The sequence below is a fragment of the Mesorhizobium sp. BH1-1-5 genome (assembly GCF_020165615.1).
Classification (GTDB): Bacteria; Pseudomonadota; Alphaproteobacteria; order Rhizobiales; family Rhizobiaceae; genus Mesorhizobium.
On the sequence record NZ_JAIUIM010000003.1, the window covers coordinates 317,553 to 339,860 of the forward strand.

Sequence of the window (22,308 nt, forward strand, 5' to 3'; positions counted from 1 at the left end):
GCTGTCCGGTGTCGGCATAGCCCTCGGCATGCTGTTCTTCGCGGCCGCCCTGACGCCGACGCTCGTTCCCCGCACCGACCTGACGCAGGGCGTGCTGGCGGGCGCGTGCTTCGCCATCGGCTACGGCCTCGGCGTCGCCTTGCGGTGGCTGTGGAGATATCTGGAGATTCCGGAGCTGCCGCCACGGGCGCGTTCGCTGTCGAAGGCCGTCATCATGATCCCGTGCCTCGGCCTGGCGATCGTGGCGCTGTGGCGATCCGGCGCCTGGCAGAACTCAATCCGCGCGGTGATGGGCATGCCGGCCGTCGATGGCGCTCACCCGGTCAATGTCTGCGCCCTGGCCATCTGCACCTTCATCGTCGTGCTGGCGCTGGCCCGCCTCGTGGCATGGCTGGTGCGCACCATCGCCGGGGCACTGAGACGCTACATACCCAGGCGCCTGGCGAATGTGGCCGGCGCCGCCATCGCCACGCTGCTCATCTGGTTGCTGGTGAGCGACGTCGCGATCCGGGCGATCTTCAGCGCGCTCGACTCCTCGTTCGCCAAGTTCGACGCTCTGTTGGAACCGGAGCGCCAGCCGCCGAGCGATGCCTCCAGGACGGGAAGCCCCGCCTCGCTGGTCAAGTGGGACGAGCTCGGCCGCGCCGGCCGCGAGTTCATCGCGGACGGTCCCGCCGCTGCCGAGATAGGCGCCTTCACCGGGCGCCCGGCGCAACAGCCGGTCCGGGTCTATGTCGGACTGGGGGCGGCGGACAACCCGCAAGCCCGGGCAAAACTTGCGCTGGAGGAATTGAAGCGGACCGGCGGCTTCGACAAGTCCACGCTTGTGGTCATCACGCCGACCGGCACCGGATGGATCGATCCGGCCTCGATGGACGCGCTCGAATATCTGTGCCGCGGCGATGTCGCCAGCGTCGCCGCCCAGTATTCCTATCTGAGCAGCCCGCTTTCGCTGCTGGCGCAGCCGGAATACGGCGCCGAGACGGCCCGCGCGCTGTTCCTCGAAATCTATGGCTACTGGACGAGCCTGCCGAAGCAGTCCCGACCGAAGCTTTACTTGCACGGGCTGAGCCTCGGCGCCATGAACTCCGAGAAATCAGCCGGGCTGTTCGAGATCTTCGGCGATCCGATCAGCGGCGCGCTCTGGAGCGGACCGCCCTTCGAAAGCCGCATCTGGCGTTCGGTCAGCGATACGCGCAGCAACGGCTCGCCGCAGTGGCTGCCGATCTTCCGCGACAGCAGTCTGGTCCGGTTCATGAACCAGAATGGTCCGGCGGTGGCGCCCGACACGCCCTGGGGGCCGCTGAGGGTCGTCTACCTGCAATATGCCAGCGACCCGATCGTCTTCTTCGACTATCGCGACGCCTACCGGCAGCCCGATGGATGAAGGCGCCGCGCGGGCCGGACGTCTCGCCGCAACTCGCCTGGTACCCGGTGGTGACCATGCTGCAGCTCGGTCTGGACATGGCCGTGGCGACGACCACGCCGATCGGCCACGGCCATGTCTACGCGCCGCAGGACTATGTGGAAGCCTGGAGCGCGGTGCTGGGCGTGAAGGACTGGTCGCAACAGGATCTCGCCGCCCTCAAGGCCCATCTTGCCGCCAAGGTTGCCGCAGAGGCCGACAGAGGTGGATAGCTGAGGCTCCAGGGCACCGCCGAAATCAGCAGGAACATGGCGAATATGCCGAGATGGACCACGCCTTGAAGGCTCGTCGTGCGGCCCGTGCCGAGCGTGAGCGTGCTGACGAACAGGGTGAGCAGAAGAAGGGTATCGGCTTGTGTCCGCGACCGACCCCGGGCGCGGACCTCGATAGCCTCTTACGACTTGACGATCTCCGTCACGCAGTGGACGTAGTCCATCCGATGGCCTTCGGGGGCGCGCGCAACATCGGCTTCGTACGCGCCATAGAGATCGTCGACGATTGCGGCACGGTCATTGGCGGGACGCGAGGGATCGAGCGCGTTCGCAAAGACGGTTTCCGACCAGGAGCGGAGCGTAGGCACATAGGCCCCGGCGAAGTTCTGCGCGTTGCCATGGACCCGGAAGGCCTCGGCATAGGGGCAAGGCGTCACCATGGTGAAGATGTTTTCCAGCCTCAGTCCGGCTTGCGACACCGGCGAAGCCGGATCGCGGAAGGGTGCCGCGAACTCCTCCGGCGTCTTGTAGAATTGCTGGAACGTCGCGTTGACATATTCCGTCTCGCTGATCCGCCCTGCACGAGCCAAGTCGCGCCAATGGCGCGCGAAGCCGTCGAACATGTCGACCCCGGTCGTATGCCCGAGATAGCGCCCTTCTTCGTCGACGCAGAAATTGGCCAGCGCCAGCCTGCCGCCGGACCTGAGCTCGCGCGCCCTGGCCAGCAGGATCGTCTCCCAGTCGCGCAGGCCCTGGGCGCGAAACTGCGCCCGCTCGGTTTCCGTCGCGCCGACCGCCTGAACATGGTCGGCAATCATGCACGGCCGCTTGCTGATCCAGTGCATCGCCGTGGCGGAAAAGCCGAACGAGAGCGAATTGTCCGGCAATATCTGGCGATAGAAGCTGGTGCCGCTGCCGAAGATGTAGAGACCGGGCGTCTCGGCCAACGGAACCTCCGCGGAGGTTCCCAGCAGCCCCTGGCTCAGCCGGAACAGGGTCGAGAAATCATTGTGAGGCAGGTCGGTGTAGGTGATCGATATCGCCCGCTGCGGTTCCCTCTCCCGAATGGCGCCGACCAGCCGACGCATCATGTCCATCGAGGTGCCGCCATCCGCCGCGCCGAAATCGGCGATCGCGAACGGTTGCCCCTCAGCCAGCCGAGGCATCCTCGCGGCGGCCTCGACGACGAGGTCGCCGACCTTGTCGATGACGTATTTGGCGCCCACGGTGTTGGCCGAGTAATAGCCCGCTCCGCGCATGGCGATCTTCTGGTCGTCGGCTGCGCTCATTTTTTCTCCCCTTGTTATTCATCGTCCACGCGGCCGCCGCCGGCTCCGCGCATGCGCGACCGCTCGCTTTCCGGCACATAGGTTCTGGCGGCGAAGGAATTCAGGGCGGCAAGTATCTGCCCGTCGATCGCGCCGCGCCGGCCCGTGACCGGCTGGGCGATTCCGGCGCGGCCTTCGATGACGACATCGGCCTTTGGCGTCAGCGGCGCCGCCGGATGGGCTATGCGCATGGCCGAGCGGCGCAGCATGGCGTCGAGCCAGATCGGCTGGCCGACATCGATGATCGTGAGCGGCATCGCACTCGCTGGAAGCGGATCGTCGAGAAGCAGAGCCGCCGTTCGGATCGGGCAGAGCGGCCTGCCGTCGGAGACATCGGCAGCACCCTCGCGCCAGCGCTTTGCGCGGGCCGGCTCCGGCGGCGCGAAGGATTGCGTATCCTCGAACAAGCTCAGCAGGGCCGGCCCCCAATTGTCGCCCTCGACCGCGATCCGCCGTGCCGCGCGGCCGATATCCTCGGCCAGCCCCCATGAGAATCCGGCGCCCCGCGCCGCCTTGGTGCTCAGCGTTTCCACCTCGTTGAGCGACAGGTCGATCACGCGGCCTCTCCTGCCATCGTAGCGACATCCTCGATCAGGGGCTCGCCGCTGAAGAGCGCGATGCGCAGCCAGCGGTCGGAGCGCGGATCGAAACTGCGCGCGCCGAAGAAGGCGAGCTTGGCGCGCAATATGTCGACGGGCCGCAATTCGGCGCCGATCAGGTTGTCGTGGATCTCGGCATAGGGGAATTTCGCGACGATCTGGGCGCGCCGCACCGCATGGCGCCATTCCGGCCGGCGCAGCAGGAAGTCCGCGACACGGGCCGACGCCGGCTCCCGCGCCAGCGCGGCCGCCAGGCTGAGTGCGTCGCGCGCGGTGGCCAAAGGCTGTTCGAGCTCGGCGCCATCCTCCTCGAAGCGTTCTCCGAGCCGGGGCTCGAGCTTCTCTGCCGAGACATACCAGAAGCGCGCATTGGCGGACGGCTCGGCGAAGTCGATGCCTGCCGCCCAGGAATAGCAGTCGAGAAGCGCCTTGCGCAGCGAACCGCAGTCCATGCCGCCTGCGATAGCATGGCCGGGCGTCTCGTCGGCTTTCATCGTGTCGCCGAGCTTATCGACCAAAGTTCCATGCGGCTCGAGAATCAGCGAGACGCAGGCCTCCTGCCCTTCGAGGGAGAAATTGTCTTCCGCGAAGCGATAGACCGCATCCCAAGGCTGGGGTTTCGCCAGCAGCCGATCGAGGTTTCCGACCAGCGCATCGAGATCGGCGGCCAGCGACAAGGTTGCGGCGGCTTGGCGGCTGTCGTCGCTGTGCCAACGGGCGACACGTCGCGACAGGTCGGCAAGCGTCCGCGCGAAAATCCCCCGTTCCGCCGCGCCAGCATGCGGCTCTGCGCGCACCCGCGCCAGCGCGGTTTCGCGGGCCAGGAACCAGCTATGCGTCAGGAGCGGATGGCGAACGAGGAACGGCGCCATGCCGAGCCCGGTCGCGTTTCCCACGCCGAGCGCCCGGCGCAAATCCGGCGCCAGCCTGGCCGCGCCGGCCGGATTGCGGCGATGGGCGATGTGATCGACCAGATCGAGCGTGAAGGAGCGGATCAGCCAGACGGTGAGCATTTCCGCCTGGAAGGATCCCGCAAGCTCCGGCCGTGTTGCGATCTCGTCGCGATCGGCGATGCCGAACTTGCCGTTGCCGTAAACGGCCGTCGTGCGCAGCAGATAGCCGACGCCGAGCAGTTGCTCCTCGGCCGGCTGTCGTCCTTGCGCAAGTACCGCGGCGACGTCCTCGAACAGCCGCACGCTCTTGTTGGCGCGCGCCAGCACCAGTTCGCGGCTGGTGTAGCGGCCCGCCTCCTGCAGCGGCGCATTTGCCTCCAGCCGCGCGATTTCGGCGGCGTCCGGCAATCCGTCGTAAAGCACGTAGCTCGTGTCCCAGGCCTGCGCGATCACCCGGTCGGATCGCTTCTCGTCATCGAGCGGCGTCGAGAACGCGACCAGGCTGTAGGTTCTCGCCGGCGTCTCGACCGCATAGACCGCGCACCCGAACCCATTGTCGTCCAGGTCGAACAGATGCTTGCGCACCCGCCATTTCTCCCGGGCGGCGCGGCGGATCAACTGGCGCAGAAAGCTGAGGCGCGTCGGATGCGCGGCGCCCAGCCGCTTAAGGCGCATGACAACCTCGGGCGGGCGCAGCGCGATCGCCGTCATGCGGTGGCGCCCGCAAGCTTTTCGAGCGTGGCGAGCGTTTCGGCCGCCACCTCGATGCCGTCTCTGGTGTTTTGTTCGCGCGCGCCGAAGCGCCTTGTGCCTGGAAGCCTGGTATCGCCAGTGAAGGCGCCAGCGACGATTTCCAGATTGCCCGCGAAGGCCCCTGCCGAAGTGGCATCGGGCGACACCGCCAGGAAGAACTGGCCGGTTCCCGGCGGGCCTCCGGCCGTGCCGGAGAAGGGGCTGGCGACAAGCCCGGGATTGGCCCCCGTCAGGCATGCGGCAAAGATCTCCACCAGCAGCGCGGAGCCGACGCCCTTGTAGCCGCCCGCCGGCGCCATCGTGCCCTTCAGCGCTTCGCCGGCATCGGTGGTGGTCTCGCCGCTCGTGTCGAAGGCCCAGCCGGGCGGGATCGGCTCGCCGGCGCGGGCGCGCTTGATGACCTCGCTCTTGGCGACGACGCTGGCGCTCTGGTCGATGACGAAACGGGCGCCGCTCTGCCCGTCCGGGACCGCCAGCGACCATGGATTGGTGCCAAGCGCCGCCTTGCGGCCGCCCCAGGGCGCGATCGAGGCCGGCGCGTTGGTGAACCCCAAACCGACCAGACCGGCCTGTGCGATGTTTTCGGTGTGATAACCGAGCGCGCCGCAATTGTAGGAGTTGCGGATGGCCAAAGCCGCCATGCCTTGCGAGCGCGCCGCTTCGATCAGCGCCGGCAGGCCGAGGGCGATGGCCGCATGGGCAAAGCCGTTGGCGGCATCGACGGCGACGACCGCGGGAGCCGGCCGCGTCAGGATTGGCTGCGCCTGCCCCAGCACCTTGCCGCAGGCCAGATGCTCGCAATAGGTCGGCAGATACATCAGGCCGTGCGACTTCAACCCGTCGCGTTCGGCTGCCGCGATGCCGGCGGCCAGCGCCCCGGCCTGGCCCTCGCTGGCGCCATGGCGCATCAGCGCGGCGCGGGCGAGCGTTTCGATGCGGGCTTGCGTCAGACGTGTCATCCCCTCACCCGCCAATCATGCCGCCGCATAGCCGAACTCTCCTTCGCTCGCCCGCGTCTGCAGTCGGATGCATTCGATGAAGCGCAGCGATGCCGGCTGCAGGTTGCGGCCCTCCTTAGCGATCCAGCCGACGGTGCGGCTCGAGCGCGGATCGGCAAGCGGCATGAAGCGAACCGCATGGCTCGATTTCCAGCGGCAGAGCCTGGGCAGGATCGTCACCCCGAGCCCCGCCTCCACCATCGCCAAATTGGAGCTCACATTGGTCGCGGTGAGTTTCGAGCCGGCGGCAAGCGCCTCGATCTCGGTAATGCCGAGGGCAGCCGCCGCGCCGTTGCGGATGAAGCTCTCGCCGTCGAGCTGCTCCCATTTCAACGGGCGCTTCGATTTTGCCAGGGGATGATCGACCGGGCAGACGAAATCGAGCGGCTCATGGAATAGCGGCTCGAAGCTAAGCTGCGGCCGCCTGGTGGCGAGCACGCACAGCCCGACCTCGACCATGCCGTTCTCGACCGCATCTACGATGGCGCTGGAATCGCTGTCGCGGACATGGATGTCGAACCGGCTGCCCTCGGCGCGAAGCTGCGCGATCGCGCGCGGCAACAGGGTCACCGCGACCGAAGGCACACTGGCCACATCGCAGCGCCCCTGACGGTCCGCCGCGTAGCTAGTCATTGCCAGGCAGGCGCGGTCGTAGTGCGCGATCATGGCGCGCGCCTCGTCGAGCACGATGCGACCGACCGGAGAGAGCGCGCCCTTGCGTTCGCTCTCGAACAGCGGCGCGCCGATGTCGTCTTCCAATTGCTTCAGGGTCATCGACACGGCCGACGGCGTGCGGCCGATCTGGTCGGGGGCGGCGCGCACGCCGCCGGTCTCGCAGACCGCGACGAAGCTGCGCATGCCGGTCAGGCTGATGGTTTTGGTCACTGTTAAGCTTGCCTGAACATTTGTGCCAAAAATTGAGCTTGATTGAAGTTCACAGCATTGGTTAGGTCGTTGTCAACCGAATTGATGCAGGTCGAACAGGATGCTGAACGGTCAGAACTTCATTGCAGGCGAATGGCGCGACGGCGCCGGCTGGGTCGAGGACATCAATCCATCCGATGTGACCGATGTTGTCGGGCGCTTCGCCCAGGCGCGCACCTCCGACATCCATGACGCCGTGGCGGCGGCGCAAGGCGCCCAGCGGGAATGGGCGGCGGCGGGGCTGGAAGCCAGAGCCGCCGTTCTCGACGCCGTCGGACGCGAGTTGATGGCGCGCTCGAAGGAGCTTGGCGAATTGCTGTCGCGCGAGGAGGGCAAGACGCTTCCCGAGGGTGTCGGCGAGGTTTATCGCGCCGGGCAGTTCTTCACCTATTTCGCGGCTGAAGCCTTGCGCAATCTGGGCTCCTCGGCCGACTCGGTCAGGGCCGGCGTCGACGTGCTGATCGAGCGCGAGCCGCTCGGCGTCGTCGCGATCATTTCGCCCTGGAACTTCCCCGTCGCCACAGCGTCCTGGAAGATCGCGCCGGCGCTTGCCTTCGGCAATGCGGTGGTCTGGAAGCCGGCCAGCATCACCCCGGCGAGCGCCTGGGCGCTGACCGAAATCATCAGCCGGCAGGCGATCCCGAAAGGATTGTTCAGCCTGGTGATGGGATCGGGCTCGACGATCGGCCGCGAGCTTGCCGCCAATGCCAACATACAAGGGTTGAGTTTCACCGGCTCCGGCGCCGTCGGCTCCGGCATCGCGGCGCTGGCCGCCGCGCGCTTCGTGAAGCTGCAGCTCGAAATGGGGTCGAAGAATCCATTTGTGATCATGGACGACGCCGACCTCGACCGCGCCGTCGACCTTGCCGTGAACGGCGCCTTCGGCGGCACCGGGCAGAAATGCACGGCCTCGTCGCGCCTGATCGTGCACCGGCCGATCCATGACGCCTTCGTCGAGAAGCTGCTGGCGAAGACCAAGGCCCTGAAGGTCGGCCATGCGCTCGAGGCCGGCGTCCAGATGGGACCGGTCGTCAGCGCCGAGCAGATCTCGGCCAATCTCGATTATGTGACGCTCGGCATCAGCGAAGGCGCTGAGCTTGCGACCGGCGGCGAGGTGCTCGATCTGGCGCATAATGGGCACTATATGGCTCCTGCCGTGTTCCTCAACGGGGGCTCGCGCATGCGCATCAACCAGGAGGAGATGTTCGCGCCGATCACCTGCATCATTGCCGCCGACGATCTCGACGAGGCGATCTTCATCGCCAACGACACGCCCTATGGGCTAACGGCAGGCATCGCCACGCGCTCACTCGCACGCGCCACGAAATTCCGCCGCGCCTCGCGCTCAGGCTGCGTCATGGTCAATTTGGCGACCGCCGGCACCGACTATCACGTGCCGTTCGGCGGCGTTCGCGCCTCGAGCTACGGGCCGCGCGAGCAAGGCCGCGCCGCGGTCGAGTTCTACACCCAGGTCAAGACATCCTACATCCACGCGGGCGCGCCCGAATGACCAGCGACGCGCCGCAAGTTCTCATCGACGGGCTGCAATACTGCAACTGGTCGCGCGAAATTTTCGAGGAGATGCGCCGGGGCGGCCTGACCGCGGTCCACGCCACGGTCGGCTATCACGAAGGTTTCCGCGAGACGGTGCGCCACCTCGTCGATTGGCGCACTTGGCTTCGCGACAATGAGGACCTGATCCTCCTGGCGCGCGATGCCGGCGACATCGAGCGGGCGCGGGCCTCGAACCGGACGGCGATCCTGCTTGGCCTGCAGAACCCGATGCCGATCGAGGACGACATCGGCCTGATCGAGATGCTCTTCGATCTCGGCATCCGCTTCATGCAGCTCACCTACAACAACCAGTCGCTGCTCGGCTGCGGCTGGATGGAGAAGGAAGACAGCGGCGTGACGCGCATGGGACGCGAGGCGATCGCCGAGATGAACCGGCTCGGCATGATCATCGACCTGTCGCATGCCGGAGAACGGACCGCGCTGGAAACGATCGCGTTCTCAGGATGCCCGGTGGTCGTTAGCCACGCCAATCCGCGCTGGCTGCGCGACAGCAACCGCAACGTCTCCAGGGCCGTCCTGCACGCGCTGCGCGAAAAGCAGGGACTGCTTGGCCTGTCGCTCTATCCGCTGCATCTTCCGAACGGCTCGGACACGACCCTCGCGCAATTCGGAACGATGGCTTCCGAGGCCGCCGAGATCATGGGAGCGGAGCATCTCGGCATCGGCTCGGATCTCTGCCAGGACCAGCCCGACAGCGTCGTGCGCTGGATGCGCGAAGGCCGCTGGACGCGCGAGACACAGGCGGCGGCAAGTTTCCCGCCACAGCCATCCTGGTTCAGGTCGAACCTCGACTTTCCTGGGTTGTCGGAAGGCCTGCTCTCGGCGGGCTTCGACAAGGCGCAGACCTCGCTTGTGCTCGGCGGCGCTTGGCATCGCTTCCTGACGGCCAGCCTGCCTGCGGCCGGGTGATTGCTGGCCTTTTCAATAGCTAGTTCATCGGCCGAAGGCGCTTGGCCGCGCCGCCTATGGCATTGCGGAACGCGGCATCGAAGTTGACGCCGGCGATCTCCCAGCTCTTGTCCTGCGCGCCAAGCGGCAGGCGCCAGACAGCATGCCAGCCCGGCTCATTGGTTTCCCAGTCAAGATGGCCGACCAGGATCGCATCGGCCCCCAATCTGGATTTCAGACCTGCCAATGTCTCTTGCGGTATCGCGTCGACCTTCTCCGGCGCGATGGCCGACAGGTCTGCGTCGCTTGCGAAGACGATAGGTATCGCGAAACGCGTCGAAGCGTCCTCGAAGCTTGCGCGCAGGTCCGAGCCGTGGGCGCCGCCGGAACGACGCACGGGCCGCCGGGCTTTCGGCATCCATTTCATAGAGCGATGCGTAGCCAGACCGCCAAAGCTCGAACTCACGCGCATTGCCGGCCTGGATGGACAGGTTCAAGCGGTTCGGCGCGCGGCGGGCCGTTTGTGGCGCTGGCGAATCCATGGGGCAGGCTGCTCCAAAAGCTGGCGAGCCAGCGTGCCCAACAGGCCCCGATTTTGCAAGGCATCCATTCAAAGCCCTTATATTTCCGGACCGTACGCTCCTCGCGTCGCGCGGCCCTCCCCTGGCTGAATCGAATTTAGGCCAGCGCCTGTAGACATCGCGGCGGCAATGAAACAATCTTCACTGCGGGAACACAAGCGCCTCGAAGAAGGCGCCTACATCCGGGTGCGCATGAACAATCGCTGGACCTTGTATGATCCACGCCTGGCCTGGATGCTGGTTGCACCAGTGCTTCTGCTGCTGATCTTCTTCCTGGTGCTGCCGATCGCGGTGATGGCGGCCTATACGTTCTTCACCTTCGTCACCGCAGGCGTCGAAACCAGCGCGCTGACCACCGCCAACTGGCAGGAGTTCTTCACCGACAGCTACTATTCCGGCTTCCTGCTCAAGACGTTGAGGGTCGGCGCGATCACCGCGCTGCTGTGCGGCGTGCTCGGCTATTTCCCGGCCTATTTCATCTGGGCGACGAGCTTCAAGCACAAATGGCTGCTCTTGCTCCTGCTCATCGTGCCGTTCTGGATCAGCTTCACCATCCGCACCTTTTCCTGGATAAACATCCTGGGCGAACAGGGCGTCATCAACGTCGCGCTGCTCAAGATGGGCATCATCAACGAGCCGCTGCAGATGCTCTACAACGAAGGCGCGGTGATCCTGGGACTGCTGCACTTCCTCCTGCCCTACATGATCCTCAACGTCTATGTCAGCCTGGAGGGCATCGACCGCACGCTGATCGCGGCGGCGCGCTCGATGGGCTGCACCAGCGCACAGGCGTTCCGCGAGGTGACCTTGCCCCTCTCCCTGCCCGGCCTCGCGGCTGGGCTGCTGCTCTGCTTCGTGCTGGCGGCCGGCAGCTATGTGACGCCGCAACTGCTTGGCTCGGGCCGCGACGCGCTGTTCGGCAATCTGATCTACGACACGATCATGGGCGAATTGAACTGGCCGATGGGCGCCACGCTGTCGATCGTGCTGTTCGTCGTGCTCGGCTTCTTCGCCGCCATCTACACCCGCTACATGGGAATGTCGCAGATCGTCAAAGGGCTTGCTGGATGAGGAAATCGGGCGGATGAGCGGGACGCGGCGCAAGGAGGAAGGCAGATGGGCCTGGCGGCTGACCGGCTTCGTCACGCTCTGCGTCTACATCTTCATGTTCGCGCCGATCGTGGCGACCGTCATCCTGTCGTTCAACGCCTCGATGTTCGGCGGCTTCCCGATGACCGGCTTTTCGCTGCAATGGTACGCCAAGCTGATGAACAACGACGCGGTGCTGACGGCCTTCCGCACCTCGCTGTGGATCGCGCTGGTCACCGCTGTCGCCACCACGGCCATCGGCGTCGTCACGGCCTTCGCGCTGGTGCGCTTCGAATTCCCCGGCAAGCAGGCGCTGAGCACGCTGGTGATCCTGCCGGCGCTGGTGCCGGAAACCATTCTCGGCGTCGGCCTGCTGGTGCTGATCAAGGCGATCGACCAGCCGCGCACCATGCTGCTTCTGGTGCTCGGCCATATCCTGCTTGCAGTGCCCTATGTGGTGCTGATCGCGCAGGCGCGCATGGTGGGAATCCGGCGCGTGTATGAGGAGGCGGCGCTCTCGCTCGGCGCCTCGCGCTTCTCGTCCTTCCGCGAGATCACGCTGCCGCTGCTCATCCCGGCGGTCGTCGGCGGCGCGCTGCTCGCTTTCACAATCTCGTTCGACAACACCTCGGCCAGCCTGTTCTGGCGGCCGGCTGGCGTCGAGACCATGCCCACCCAGATCCTTTCGATGCTGAAAATCTCGATCAGCCCGGAGATCAACGCGCTCGGCACCGTGATGATCCTGGTGACCGTCGGCATCCCGTTGGTCGGCGGCCTGATCCTGCAGAGCTTGACCAAGTTGAAGAGACGCGGCGAACCAAAGGAGGAAGTACGATGAAACTGACGACGACCAAGCGGCTGGAACGGCTGCACGACCGGTATGCCAATGGCGATCTGAGCCGCCGCACTTTCCTGACGCTGACGGCGGCGGCCGCCGCATCGGCGGGGCTTTCCATGCCGTGGATGGGCCGGGCGCTCGCCGCGGTCGAGGAAGTCCGCTTCGACGGCTGGGGCGGCACGGTGCAGGACGCGATCGACAAGTTCGCCTTCCAGCCCTACACGGCCAAGACCAAGATCAAGGTGGTGCAGGGCACGTTCGGCGACGAGGACGAGATCATCACCAAGATCAAGACCGCGAAGCCCGGCGACTACCAGGTCATCCATTCCTCGGGCGTCAACTACTACATCAAATATGTCAATGGCGGCCTGACCTCGGAGATCAACGAGGCCAACATTCCCAACATGGTGAATGTGCTGCAGCCGATGATCGAGCCGTTCCGCAAGCTGACGCCGAAACTGTCGGCCGTGCCTTACGACTACGGCACCACCGGCATCGCCTACAACACCAAGGTGATCTCGCCGGAGGAGGCTAAGGAAAAGGGCGCGGCACTGCTGCTCGACAAGAAATATGCGGGCAAGGTGGGCGGCTATTCCGACATGACGACGCGCGTCTGGTACGCGGCTTTGGCCACCGGACAGGATCCCAACAACCTCAAGGACATGGACACGATTTGGGCCAAGGTGCGCGAGACGCGCGACCTCGCCAAGAAGTTCTGGAGTTCCGGCGCCGAGCTGATGGACCTGCTCTCCAAGGGCGAGATCGTGGTGACCGACGCCTGGTCGGGCCGCGTCGCAGCACTCCAGGACCAGGGCCATCCGATCGGTTACCTCGATCCGGCGGGCTCCTATGCCTGGATGGAGGACATGCTGATCCTGAAAGGCTCTCCGATGGCAGAGTGCGAGGAGCTGATCAACTTCATGCTCGATCCGGCGACCTCGATCGCGGTGGCCGAGGGCCAGAGCTACCCGCCGTCGCTCGACCCGACCAAGGTCAAGCTCACCGACAAGATCGCGAAGCTGCCGGCCTTCGATCCGACCGGCACGATGAAGGCGCTGACCTTCGCTGATCCGACTTACTGGGCGACCAATGAGGATGCCTGGACCAAGCAATGGAACAGGATCTCGAAAGGTGCCTGACAGCCAGGACACGAAAATCCATCCCCGGCCGGCCTCGGCCGGGGCAATCGGCGCGAGCGCGGCCGCCGAGGCGACCAGCCCGGCGGTCGAGTTCCGCAACATCGACATCGCCTATGGCAAGTTCGTCGCGGTGCGCGATTTCTCGCTGTCGATCCGCAAGGGCAGCTTCGTCACGCTGCTCGGGCCGTCCGGCTGCGGCAAGACGACGATCCTGCGCTCCATCGCCGGGCTGGTCGACATTTCGGCCGGCCAGATCATGATCGGCGACCGGCGCGTCGACGACGTGCCGATCTACAAGCGCAATATCGGGCTGGTGTTCCAGAGCTATGCGCTCTTTCCCCACAAGACCGTGTTCGACAACGTCGCCTTCGGCCTGAAATACCGCAACGTCGCCAAGCCCGAGATCAAACGCAAGGTCGGCCAGGCGCTCGACATGGTGCGGCTGCCGGGCAGCGAGAAGAAACTGCCCTCGCAATTGTCGGGCGGCCAGCAGCAGCGCATCGCGCTGGCGCGCGCCATCGTCTTCGAGCCGCAGGTGCTTTTGCTCGACGAGCCGCTCTCGGCGCTCGACGCCAACATGCGCGAGGAGATGCGCGTCGAGATCAAGAAGATCCAGAAGGAAACCGGCATCACCGCCATCTTCGTCACCCATGACCAGGAAGAAGCGCTGTCGATGTCGGACCGCATCGTGGTGATGAATGCAGGTTCAGCTGAGCAGATCGGCACCCCAGAAGAGGTCTATGAGCGGCCGGCCACCGCCTTCGTCGCCGACTTCCTCGGCAAGGCCAACATGCTTTCAGGAACGGTGAGCCGATCCGGCGGGCCGACGACGGTCAAGCTGGCCAGCGGCCAGACGGTCAATGTGCTGGCGCCGCGACCGCTGCCGCAAGGCAGCGTCGTCACCGTCGTGGTGCGGCCGCAAAAACTGTCGGTCGGCGGAACGAGCGCCAACCGGTTGCCCGGCCAGGTCGTGGCGGCCTCCTATCTCGGCGGCAGCGCCATCTACGAGGTCGACATAGGCGGCAAGACGAACATCCGCGCCAACGCCCCGATCGACGGCCGCGTTCTGCGCGAAGGCGAAGCGATCGAACTCCGCTTCGACCCGAACGACTGCGTGCTGCTGGACGAGGACGGGCGGCGGATCTCCTGAGCTCGCCACCGCCTTCCTGCAGGCATGGCGGTGTCGTTATTTCCGCCGTGTAATCAGTACGATCCCTGACGGCTATTACAGTTCATTTTTTGGAGATAAATGCCTTGCAGGCAGGAGTGAGCTCACTGATGTGCTGTTTAAGACAGCTTAACCCCTTTGCATTGTCGACCATCTTGCACACTCGCTGGGCATCCGCCCTGCATGGTGTTTTGTAGGCATCTTTCGCTAAAGCGGCGTCGGCGAGGAAAAGCGATATAGAAGCCAGAAGCGCCAGTCCAAGCGATTTCCGTTTGCGCATGACTTAGTTCCTCTCTGAAAATGGGCATAGTAACGCATCCGTTATATACGATAATCCTGATATAATTGAAAGACCAAAGACTTCACGACGACGCGCTCCGTGACACATTGGCAAAGGACGATATTTCAAACTGAGAAACTACCAGATTCCACGGCAATTTCGACGCCCGCTCCAACGCTGGCTCCCCCGGTCGTAGGCCACAAGCCCCGCCATCGACGACGCGAAGCATCGCGCCGCAAAACGATGGAGACGACGATGACGACTTTGGAACACACCGCTTGTGAAACCGGCCGCGCGGGCTTCGGCCTGGCCGGCTTTACCGGCCGCGCGCTTAGGCTTTGCTATCGCGCGATGAGGATGCGCAGCGACCGCGCCGCCATGCAGGCCATGCCCGATTATCTGCTCAAGGACATGGGTATCGCTCGTTCGGAAATCGACCATTACACCTCGATGCGCTACGCGTCCGACGCCGACGGGATGGACATCCGCAACGCTGGATGACCGCCGATGGCGATCATCGCCGCGCCGTCGACAAGCCCCGGGCTTTCCCATGCCCGGGGCTTTTTGCATTCGGGTCGGGCGGTGGCGACGCGTCGTTTCAAACGGTACGTCCAACGCAATTTCCACGGTAGGCGTATTAAAAATTCCACGGTCGCATCCACTCTCGTTCAAACGCCCCATCGGCAGATAGAGGCCGTCACGGCAACCAAGCCGCAACCGAACCTTTGGAGATGAAGATGCAACCCAACACCAAACCTGCACGGCTTCCGCTCAACGGCGTCGACACGCCGAACCTTTTGGCGACGATCAATTTCGTCGCGGGGCAGCCGGAGCTGGCCAAGTTCCAGTTCCGCGCTCACAACGAGTGGATCGAAGGCACGCACAGCAAGACCGTCATGAACGGCTTCTTCGGCGCCGGCCAGGAGCAGAAGCACGAGAAGCCCCACTATGCCGACGCCGACCATCCGGCGATCCTGTGCGGCGCCGACAACGCGCCGACCCCGGTCGAGTGGCTGCTGCACGGGCTGGCGGGCTGCCTAATGGCAGGCGTCGCCAACATTGCCGCCGCGCGCGGCATCAAGCTCACCAAGGTGAAGTGCTCGGTCGACGGCGACATCGACCTGCGCGGCATCCTCGGCATCTCCGACGAGGTCCGCAACGGCTTCCAGAACATCCACGTGTCGTTCGAGATCGAAGGCGACGCGCCGGCCGAAAAGCTGCAGCAGCTGGTCGAGCAGTCGCGCGCCCGTTCGGCGGTGTTCGACGTGCTGACCAAGGGCGTGCCGGTCACCGTCGGCATCAAGACCATCCAGTAAAGCCGGCAGGCGGCCCGGAGCCGATCCGGACCGCCTCCTTTCTCAAACGGAACAGAACATGAGACGCGCGGACGTCGTCATCATCGGCGCGGGCCAGGCCGGCCTTGCGCTCAGCCATTGCCTCGGCCAGGCCGGTATCGACCATGCCGTGCTGGAGCGTGGCCGCATCGGCGAGCGCTGGCGCTCGCAGAGCTGGCGTTCGCTTCGGCTGCTCACGCCGAACTGGCTGAACGCCCTGCCCGGCTCGCCCTATAAGGACGGAGATCCCGACGGCTTCATGAGCAAAGGGGCTTTCGTGGAAAGCCTGGAGCGCTACGCCTGGCAATGGCATGCGCCCGTCGAGACCAATGTCGAGGTCATCGCTGCCAAGCGGACCGGCGACGGCTTCGCCTTGCGCAGCAGCGCCGGCGACTGGTCGGCGCGCGCGGTGGTCGTGGCGACGGGGCATTGCGACAGGCCGGTCATCCCTTTTTCGGCTGAGACACTTCGCGGACCGCTCAGCATCCACGCTTCGCAATATCGCTCGCCCGGCGAGTTGCCGGGCGGCGACGTGCTGGTCGTCGGCGCCTCGTCCTCCGGCGTGCAGATCGCCGACGAGCTCGCCCGCGCCGGGCGGCGTGTGGTGCTTTCGGTCGGCAAGCATACGCGCCTGCCGAGAACTTGGCGCGGCCAGGATATCTTCTTCTGGCTCAGCGCAATGGGCCTGATGGCGCAGCGCCAGGAAGACCTCGCCAACCCGGAAGCCGCCCGGCGCCAGCCATCGCTGCAGCTCGCCGGCCGGCCGGACAGGGCCGATGTCGACCTCGCCACGCTGCAGGCGCTCGGCGTGGAACTGACCGGGCGGGTACGCAGCGTCAGCGATCGCGAGATCGCCTTCGCCGGCGATCTCGGCCAGCACGTTGCGGCGGCGGAAGCAAAGCAGGCACGCCTGCTCGACCAGATCGACCGCTTCACGGGCTCGGCAACGCCATACCGGCCCGAGCCGGTGGCGGTGCGGGCAGCCTGCGCGGAGCGGCTTTCGCTGAGCGACGGGGGGATCCGCACGATCATCTGGGCGACCGGTTATGCACGCTCGTTCGGCTGGCTGGAGCCGCTGGCGCTCGGCGCCGATGGCGAGTTCGCGCATCAAGGCGGGATCACCAGCGTGCCCGGCCTCTACGCGCTCGGCTTCCGCTTCCTGCGCAAGCGCGATTCCAACTTCATTGGCGGCGTCGGCGCGGACGCCGAGGCGATCGCCGCCGAAATCTCCCGTCATCTCGACTGCAACGGCCGCAGGGCGGCCTGAGGACCACAACCATGGCAACCACCCCCATCTCCCTCATGGCTGCCCCCAGGCGCGGCCATTACGACGCCATCGTCGTCGGCGCGCGCTGCGCGGGTGCGGCGACCGCGATGCTGCTCGCCCGCGCCGGCCTCAAGGTGCTGGCGATCGATCGCAAGCCCTATGGCTCCGACACGCTGTCGACGCATGCGCTGATGCGGCCTGCCGTGCTGCAATTGTGGCGCTGGGGACTGCTCAAGCCGCTGATCGAGGCCGGCACGCCGCTGATCGAGACGACGACCTTCCACTATGGCGACGAGGAGATCACCATCCCGCTCGCCGCCGGTTCGGACCTTCCCGGCCTGATCGCGCCGCGGCGTACCGTGCTCGACCGCATCCTGGTCGATGCGGCGCGCAAGGCCGGCGCGGAGATCCTGCACGAAGTGGCGGTCGGCGACCTCTTCGCCGACACGCGCGGGCGCGTTCGCGGCATCGAGATCCGCGCCGCCGGCCGCGCATCGCTCCGGGTCAGCGCCGATATCGTGGTCGGCGCCGACGGCGTCGGCTCGCTGGTGGCGAAATGCGTCGACGCCCAGCCCTTACGGCGCGGCGCGGTGTCGGCCGCCCATGTCTATGGCTACGCCCCGGTCGAGGCCGGCGCCGGCTACCATTGGTATTTCCGCGATGGCATCGCCGGCTCGTTCATCCCGACCAATGACGGCCTCGCTTGCATCGTCGCCTCGGTGCCGACTGGTCTGTTCGACCAGCGCTTCCGTCTCGGCCACGCGCGTGCCCGCATGGATGTGCTGGAAGCGCTTTCGCCGGCGCTGGCCGCACAAGCGGCCCGAGCGCCGAAGGATGCCCGCCTGCAAGCCTTCCGAGGCGTGCCGGGCTATATCCGCCAGCCACACGGCCCCGGCTGGGCGCTGGTCGGCGACGCCGGCTTCTTCCGCGACCCCATCACCTCGCACGGCATTTCGGATGCGCTGCGCGACGCCGAAAGCCTCGCGCGGGCGATCCTCGACGGGTCCGAAGCCGCATTCGCGATCTGGCAGCAGCAGCGCGACATGATCGCCAACCAGATCCTGGATACCACCGACGCGATCGCCGGCTTCGACTGGACGCTCGACGATCTCGGCGAGCGGCATCGCCGCTTCAGCGCCGTGCTGAAGGCCGAGGTGCAGGCGCTGGCCGGGCAGCCCATACCGGTCCGCCGTGCCCCTTCCCCGGCATCGCGGCCGACGGCCCACCGGGCGCCGGCCAACCAGGACGAGCCGCCGGCCTCGACCGGCTCGAACCTCAATCGCAACCGAACCGGAGCAAGACCATGACTGTGCACCTGATGAAGGACGGCTGGGTCGGCGTCATCAACGGTCGGCCAAAGGTGGGCGCCTTCGCCGAGCGCTCGCGGCGCACGCAGCCCCAGGATATCGACGCCTTCGCCGAGATGACCGGCGACCGCAATCCGCTGCATTACGACAAGGCGCTGGCCGAGGCTTCGGTGTTCGGCAAGCTCATCGTGCAGGGCGGCGTCACCTCAGGCATCCTGAATGCGGTGGTGGCGGAAGACCTCCCCGGCCCGGGTTCGGTGTTCCTCGAAGTCTCGTGGAAATTCGTCAAGGCGGTCGGCGTCGGCGAACTGATCACCGGCCGCGTCGAGGTCAAGGAGGTGCGCGCCGACAAGCCGATCACGAAGCTGGAGACATCGGTGCGCAACGAAGCCGGCGAGCTTTGTCTCACCGGCACAGCGACGGTGTTCACCGTGCCCTTGGCCAGGGGTTGAGAACTTTTCGAGCGGCCGGTTACCGGCCCGCCGTCTCGGCGATGAAGGCGCGAACGTGGTCTATGAACTCCTCGAAGGCGGGCTCGCCTTCGAGCAGGATGTGGTTCTGGCTGTCGAGCTCGATGAAGCGCGCGCCGGGAATGCCCGCGGCCATGGTGCGGCCCGACTCCACCGGCGCCACGTTGTCGTCCCGCGCATGCAGCACCAGCGTCGGCACGCTCACCTTCTCAAGCAAGTCGCCGACGTCTATCACCGAAAAGGAACTCTGAAGGCGCCAGGCATCGTCGGGCGAGACGGTACGCAGCATCAGATCGTCCATCCAGGCGAAATGCTCATGCGTGGCGCCGGGGATGAACATGGAGCAGAAGGCCTGCCGGAACATCGGGTTCGGCTTGCCCCAACTCTCGCGCATCAGCGTCGCCGCGGCCTCGCGTGTGGCGATCTCGCCCGCGTCGCCGCGCGCCCGCCAGCCTTTGACGTAGCCGCCGTAAAGGATCATGCCCGACACTTTCTCGGGATGGCGGATGGCGTAGGCGATCGATACCGCGCAGCTCTGCGACAGGCCGAGCAAGGTGAAGCGTTCGAGCCCCGTCGCCTCGACCACGCATTCGAGGTCCGACAGCATGGTCTCGAACGAGATGTCGACGACGTGCCGCTGCGAAAGCCCATTGCAGCGCTCGTCATAGCGCACCAGCCGGTTCTGGCGCGACAATTCCCGCATCCAGTGCCGCCAGATCGGGCTGTCCCAGTCGAAGGTGAGATGCGACATCCAGTGCGCGGCGCGCAGGATCGCGGGGCCGTTGCCGGTGCTGGCGTGGGCGAGCCTGGTGCCGTCGAGAGCCCGGCAGAATTGCACGGCGCGGCCAGGATCCTGCGATGACGTGACGGGTCTCGGCGGCGTGGGAGAAGTAGGCTGCGGCGCGCGGCCCGTGGCTTGCGCGGCGGCCGAGCGGACCTTGTCCTCCAGCGCCTCGGTCTCGGCGGCGAGCCTCGCATCGTCGGGCACGAGGCTGCGCAGGCGCTGGGCGAAGGGCAGCGCCCGCCGCGGCTGGTCCGCCAGGCGCTCGACCAGCTCGCGCAGGATGCCGAGCTCGACGATCTCCACCTCGCTGGCGATGGCCTGCCGCCAAGCTTCATAGTCGAAGCAGCGTTCGAGCGAGAGATCGGCAAGAAAGCCGCCGCGGATCGAGGCCAGGGCGGCTTCGAGCTCCTCCGTCGAGCGGGACGAAAGATCGGCCTTCACCAGCGGCGCCAGCCGCGCATGGTCCGTCTCGAGGTTGAGCGCGACGGCGTTGCGATCCGTGGCAAGGGCGGATTCGTCGTCGCCTAGCACCTGGCGGATTTTGGACAGGCTCCAGCGCAAGGCGCCGCGCGGATCGTCGGGAATGTCCCAGAATATTCCGCACAGCCGCTCGCGCTGGTGCCGCCTGCCGGTGACGGCGAGGTAGGCAAGCAGCGCCCGCGTCTTGCGCGACGGCGGCAGGTCGAGCGGCTGGCCGTCGCGCATCACCTGAAAATCGCCAAGCACGCGCAACTCCAGCATATGCTGAGCGCCGTTCATGCGTTCACGCGCTTGTCGATCGCCATGATCCCCCTTCGGCCTTGGCCGGCGCTGCGAAGGGCAGCCAATAGCAAAATCGGCTAATTTAGGAAAGCTTGGAGCCTCACGGCAGCAACAGTTTCAGACTGGAGAGCACGAGGCACGCCCGTGACGGCCCGGCTTCAAGCCTTTGCCGGAACCACCCTCGGCTTGATCACTGTCGCCAGCAGGACCCCGGCCACGATGAAGGCCGCGCCGAGCAGATCGTAGTCATGCAGGCTCTCGCCGAGCAGCAGATAGGCGAGAATGGCGACGAACAGTGTCTGCAGATAAAGCAGCATGCTTGCCCGGCTGGCGCCCAGCGCCTCGACGCTTTTGTTGTAGAGATAATACATCAGCGCGCCTCCAGGGCCGGCCAGATAGGCGAGCGCGAGCAAGCCATTGCCGTTCAGGGCGGAGCGTTCGTCGTTGACGATTTCCCAGAGGTGGAACGGCAGCGCCACCAGCGCGCCGGCGCCGAGCAGGAGCACGACCAGCGGCAGGAGCTCGAGGCCGAATTTGGAGCGGCGCAGCAGCACCGTGTAGAGCGCCCAGCAGAAGGCGCTGCCGACGATCCACAATTCGCCGATGTTGAAGCGCAGTTGCACCAGTGCGTCCAGCTTGCCATGCGCGACGATGACCAGCATGCCGGCAAGTGCCGCAACCGCGCCGAGCGATTTCCAGAGGCCGAGCGGCTCACCAAGCACCAAGCGCGCCAGCACCATGGTCATTATCGGCGATATCGCCATGATGATGCCGGCCGTCGTCGCGTCGGTATCGTTCAGGCCATGATAGATCATGCCCTGGCAGAGCGTCAGCCCGATGGCGCCGACGGCGACGATCTCCAGCGGCCGGGCTTTGAGCAGCGCGAGCATCGCGCCGTGATGGCGATGCACGATCGGCAACAGGATGGCGCAGGCCAGCAGGAGCCGCCAGAAGCATAGCCCCCAGGGTGGCATTTCCGGCGCTACCCATTTGGCGGCGATATAGACGCCGGCCGAGAGCAGCCAGCAGAAGACGGCGGTGGGATAGCCACCCAGGGAAGGTATCGAGATCGCGGCAGGTTGCTCTGCCGGATGCGCTATCGGTATCGCCTGCATCGCATGCCCCCCGTTCCATGAACGCCAGCCCAGACGTGGGCGGCAGTCTATCTCATATCGGGGGTGTTACATAGTTGGCCGACAAAGCCATGCCGCAGGGATCAATGCGGCGTGCCGCCCGCCATATGCAGAAGGTCCCAGGCCGAGTCGACGCGACCGTCGAACTGCGAAGCAAAAATTTCGGCCTCGAGGTCTTCGAAGCCGTCGTCGACAAGAGCCTCGATGCTTCGCCGCAGCAAGGCAAGCTGCATCTGCCGCGCGTGGATTTTGTCGGATTCGCGCATGATGGCCGTGACGTGATAGGCGACGACAGGGTGGCCAAGACAGGACAGGAGCGCGCCCGACCCTGCCGTCGCCACAGTGACTGCTTCCTCGATATTCATGTCGGCGCTCCTCATCAAAAGATGCTGGGCGCCTCCCCGGCAGACGGCGACGGTATCCGTCGCTTCTTTTCTCATTTCGGCAGTCGCAAGGTGATTGCTCGCGGCCAAAATCAGTATCCTTCAGAACACTATTAAAGGCGACCGGATAGTTAATCGATGGTTAACGGCAAGGCTCGCATCTTAGGCATCCGGGCC

At 65.8% G+C, this 22,308-nt stretch carries 21 protein-coding genes and 2 pseudogenes; 13 read left to right on the plus strand and 10 right to left on the minus strand.

From position 1 onward, the window contains the following. The first annotated feature begins 28 nt into the window (after positions 1-28). Positions 29-1,638: pseudogene (locus tag LB572_RS06090) on the plus strand (alpha/beta hydrolase). Between the two features lie 11 nt (positions 1,639-1,649). Here the strand turns inward: LB572_RS06090 and LB572_RS06095 are convergent. The 6 genes and pseudogenes from LB572_RS06095 to LB572_RS06120 form a co-directional block, all read right to left on the minus strand. Then, positions 1,650-1,769: pseudogene (locus LB572_RS06095) on the minus strand (ionic transporter y4hA); the annotation flags it as partial. Between the two features lie 51 nt (positions 1,770-1,820). Further along, a complete protein-coding gene (locus LB572_RS06100) occupies positions 1,821-2,927 on the minus strand; it encodes a class I SAM-dependent methyltransferase (RefSeq protein ID WP_224667077.1) in 1,107 nt (368 codons plus the stop codon). A 14-nt stretch (positions 2,928-2,941) separates the two neighbouring features. Next, positions 2,942-3,523, minus strand: a complete 582-nt coding sequence (locus LB572_RS06105; protein WP_224667078.1) for a DUF3726 domain-containing protein — start codon at positions 3,521-3,523, stop codon at positions 2,942-2,944. Beyond that, entirely contained in the window at positions 3,520-5,169 is a 1,650-nt protein-coding gene (locus tag LB572_RS06110) for a hypothetical protein (protein ID WP_224667079.1), read from the minus strand. Before LB572_RS06110 ends, LB572_RS06105 begins: the two co-directional genes overlap by 4 nt. Continuing rightward, a complete protein-coding gene (locus LB572_RS06115; RefSeq protein WP_224667080.1) occupies positions 5,166-6,170 on the minus strand; it encodes an Ldh family oxidoreductase in 1,005 nt (334 codons plus the stop codon). The genes LB572_RS06110 and LB572_RS06115 overlap by 4 nt, the downstream gene beginning before the upstream one ends. 15 nt (positions 6,171-6,185) lie before the next feature. Continuing rightward, positions 6,186-7,094 carry a LysR family transcriptional regulator gene (locus tag LB572_RS06120; RefSeq protein ID WP_224667081.1) on the minus strand — a complete coding sequence of 303 codons (909 nt, stop codon included), beginning with the start codon at positions 7,092-7,094 and terminating at the stop codon, positions 6,186-6,188. A gap of 100 nt (positions 7,095-7,194) precedes the next feature. On the opposite strand from LB572_RS06120, the gene LB572_RS06125 reads away from it, so the two are divergent. Both LB572_RS06125 and LB572_RS06130 read left to right on the plus strand, forming a co-directional pair. After that, a complete protein-coding gene (locus tag LB572_RS06125; RefSeq protein WP_224667082.1) occupies positions 7,195-8,643 on the plus strand; it encodes an aldehyde dehydrogenase family protein in 1,449 nt (482 codons plus the stop codon). Further along, a complete protein-coding gene (locus LB572_RS06130) occupies positions 8,640-9,617 on the plus strand; it encodes a membrane dipeptidase (RefSeq protein ID WP_224667083.1) in 978 nt (325 codons plus the stop codon). The genes LB572_RS06125 and LB572_RS06130 overlap by 4 nt, the downstream gene beginning before the upstream one ends. A gap of 19 nt (positions 9,618-9,636) precedes the next feature. Here LB572_RS06130 and LB572_RS06135 read toward each other — a convergent pair whose 3' ends face one another. Further along, the gene (locus LB572_RS06135; RefSeq protein ID WP_224667084.1) at positions 9,637-9,993 is read right to left on the minus strand and encodes a DUF2066 domain-containing protein; all 357 of its coding nucleotides are present in this window, start codon (positions 9,991-9,993) and stop codon (positions 9,637-9,639) included. 376 nt (positions 9,994-10,369) lie between these two features. Here LB572_RS06135 and LB572_RS06140 point away from each other — a divergent pair, with 376 nt between their 5' ends. Genes LB572_RS06140 through LB572_RS06155 form a run of 4 tightly spaced genes read left to right on the plus strand, consistent with a single transcriptional unit; the run spans position 10,370 to position 14,393 of the window. Then, positions 10,370-11,248, plus strand: a complete 879-nt coding sequence (locus LB572_RS06140) for an ABC transporter permease (protein WP_140805008.1) — start codon at positions 10,370-10,372, stop codon at positions 11,246-11,248. Positions 11,249-11,261: 13 nt separating this feature from the next. Continuing rightward, positions 11,262-12,104 carry an ABC transporter permease gene (locus LB572_RS06145; protein ID WP_140804971.1) on the plus strand — a complete coding sequence of 281 codons (843 nt, stop codon included), beginning with the start codon at positions 11,262-11,264 and terminating at the stop codon, positions 12,102-12,104. Then, positions 12,101-13,243 (plus strand): ABC transporter substrate-binding protein, encoded by a 1,143-nt coding sequence (locus tag LB572_RS06150; protein ID WP_140804969.1) that lies wholly within the window; start codon positions 12,101-12,103, stop codon positions 13,241-13,243. Before LB572_RS06145 ends, LB572_RS06150 begins: the two co-directional genes overlap by 4 nt. Beyond that, on the plus strand, positions 13,236-14,393 hold the full coding sequence (locus tag LB572_RS06155; RefSeq protein ID WP_224667085.1) for an ABC transporter ATP-binding protein: 1,158 nt from the start codon (positions 13,236-13,238) through the stop codon (positions 14,391-14,393). The genes LB572_RS06150 and LB572_RS06155 overlap by 8 nt, the downstream gene beginning before the upstream one ends. Positions 14,394-14,475: 82 nt before the next feature. Here LB572_RS06155 and LB572_RS06160 read toward each other — a convergent pair whose 3' ends face one another. Further along, positions 14,476-14,691, minus strand: a complete 216-nt coding sequence (locus tag LB572_RS06160; RefSeq protein ID WP_224667086.1) for a hypothetical protein — start codon at positions 14,689-14,691, stop codon at positions 14,476-14,478. A gap of 255 nt (positions 14,692-14,946) precedes the next feature. On the opposite strand from LB572_RS06160, the gene LB572_RS06165 reads away from it, so the two are divergent. The 5 genes from LB572_RS06165 to LB572_RS06185 all read left to right on the plus strand — a co-directional run bounded on the left by LB572_RS06165 (position 14,947) and on the right by LB572_RS06185 (position 19,051). After that, complete coding sequence (locus LB572_RS06165) at positions 14,947-15,192, plus strand: DUF1127 domain-containing protein (RefSeq protein WP_181179480.1); 246 nt, start codon at positions 14,947-14,949, stop codon at positions 15,190-15,192. Positions 15,193-15,428: 236 nt separating this feature from the next. Then, the gene (locus LB572_RS06170; RefSeq protein WP_224667087.1) at positions 15,429-16,007 is read left to right on the plus strand and encodes an OsmC family protein; all 579 of its coding nucleotides are present in this window, start codon (positions 15,429-15,431) and stop codon (positions 16,005-16,007) included. 58 nt (positions 16,008-16,065) lie between these two features. Further along, positions 16,066-17,292, plus strand: a complete 1,227-nt coding sequence (locus LB572_RS06175; RefSeq protein ID WP_140804960.1) for a flavin-containing monooxygenase — start codon at positions 16,066-16,068, stop codon at positions 17,290-17,292. Positions 17,293-17,303: 11 nt separating this feature from the next. After that, positions 17,304-18,599: an NAD(P)/FAD-dependent oxidoreductase gene (locus tag LB572_RS06180; protein WP_140804958.1), complete on the plus strand. Its 1,296-nt coding sequence runs from the start codon at positions 17,304-17,306 to the stop codon at positions 18,597-18,599. Then, a complete protein-coding gene (locus LB572_RS06185) occupies positions 18,596-19,051 on the plus strand; it encodes a MaoC family dehydratase (RefSeq protein WP_224667088.1) in 456 nt (151 codons plus the stop codon). The genes LB572_RS06180 and LB572_RS06185 overlap by 4 nt, the downstream gene beginning before the upstream one ends. A gap of 19 nt (positions 19,052-19,070) precedes the next feature. On the opposite strand, the gene LB572_RS06190 is transcribed toward LB572_RS06185, so the two are convergent. Then, positions 19,071-20,612, minus strand: coding sequence for an alpha/beta hydrolase (locus LB572_RS06190; protein ID WP_224667089.1), 1,542 nt, complete (start codon positions 20,610-20,612; stop codon positions 19,071-19,073). Between the two features lie 161 nt (positions 20,613-20,773). Beyond that, positions 20,774-21,730 carry a DMT family transporter gene (locus LB572_RS06195; protein ID WP_224667090.1) on the minus strand — a complete coding sequence of 319 codons (957 nt, stop codon included), beginning with the start codon at positions 21,728-21,730 and terminating at the stop codon, positions 20,774-20,776. Positions 21,731-21,804: 74 nt separating this feature from the next. On the opposite strand from LB572_RS06195, the gene LB572_RS06200 reads away from it, so the two are divergent. Beyond that, entirely contained in the window at positions 21,805-22,248 is a 444-nt protein-coding gene (locus LB572_RS06200; protein WP_224667091.1) for a hypothetical protein, read from the plus strand. Positions 22,249-22,308: the final 60 nt, after the last annotated feature.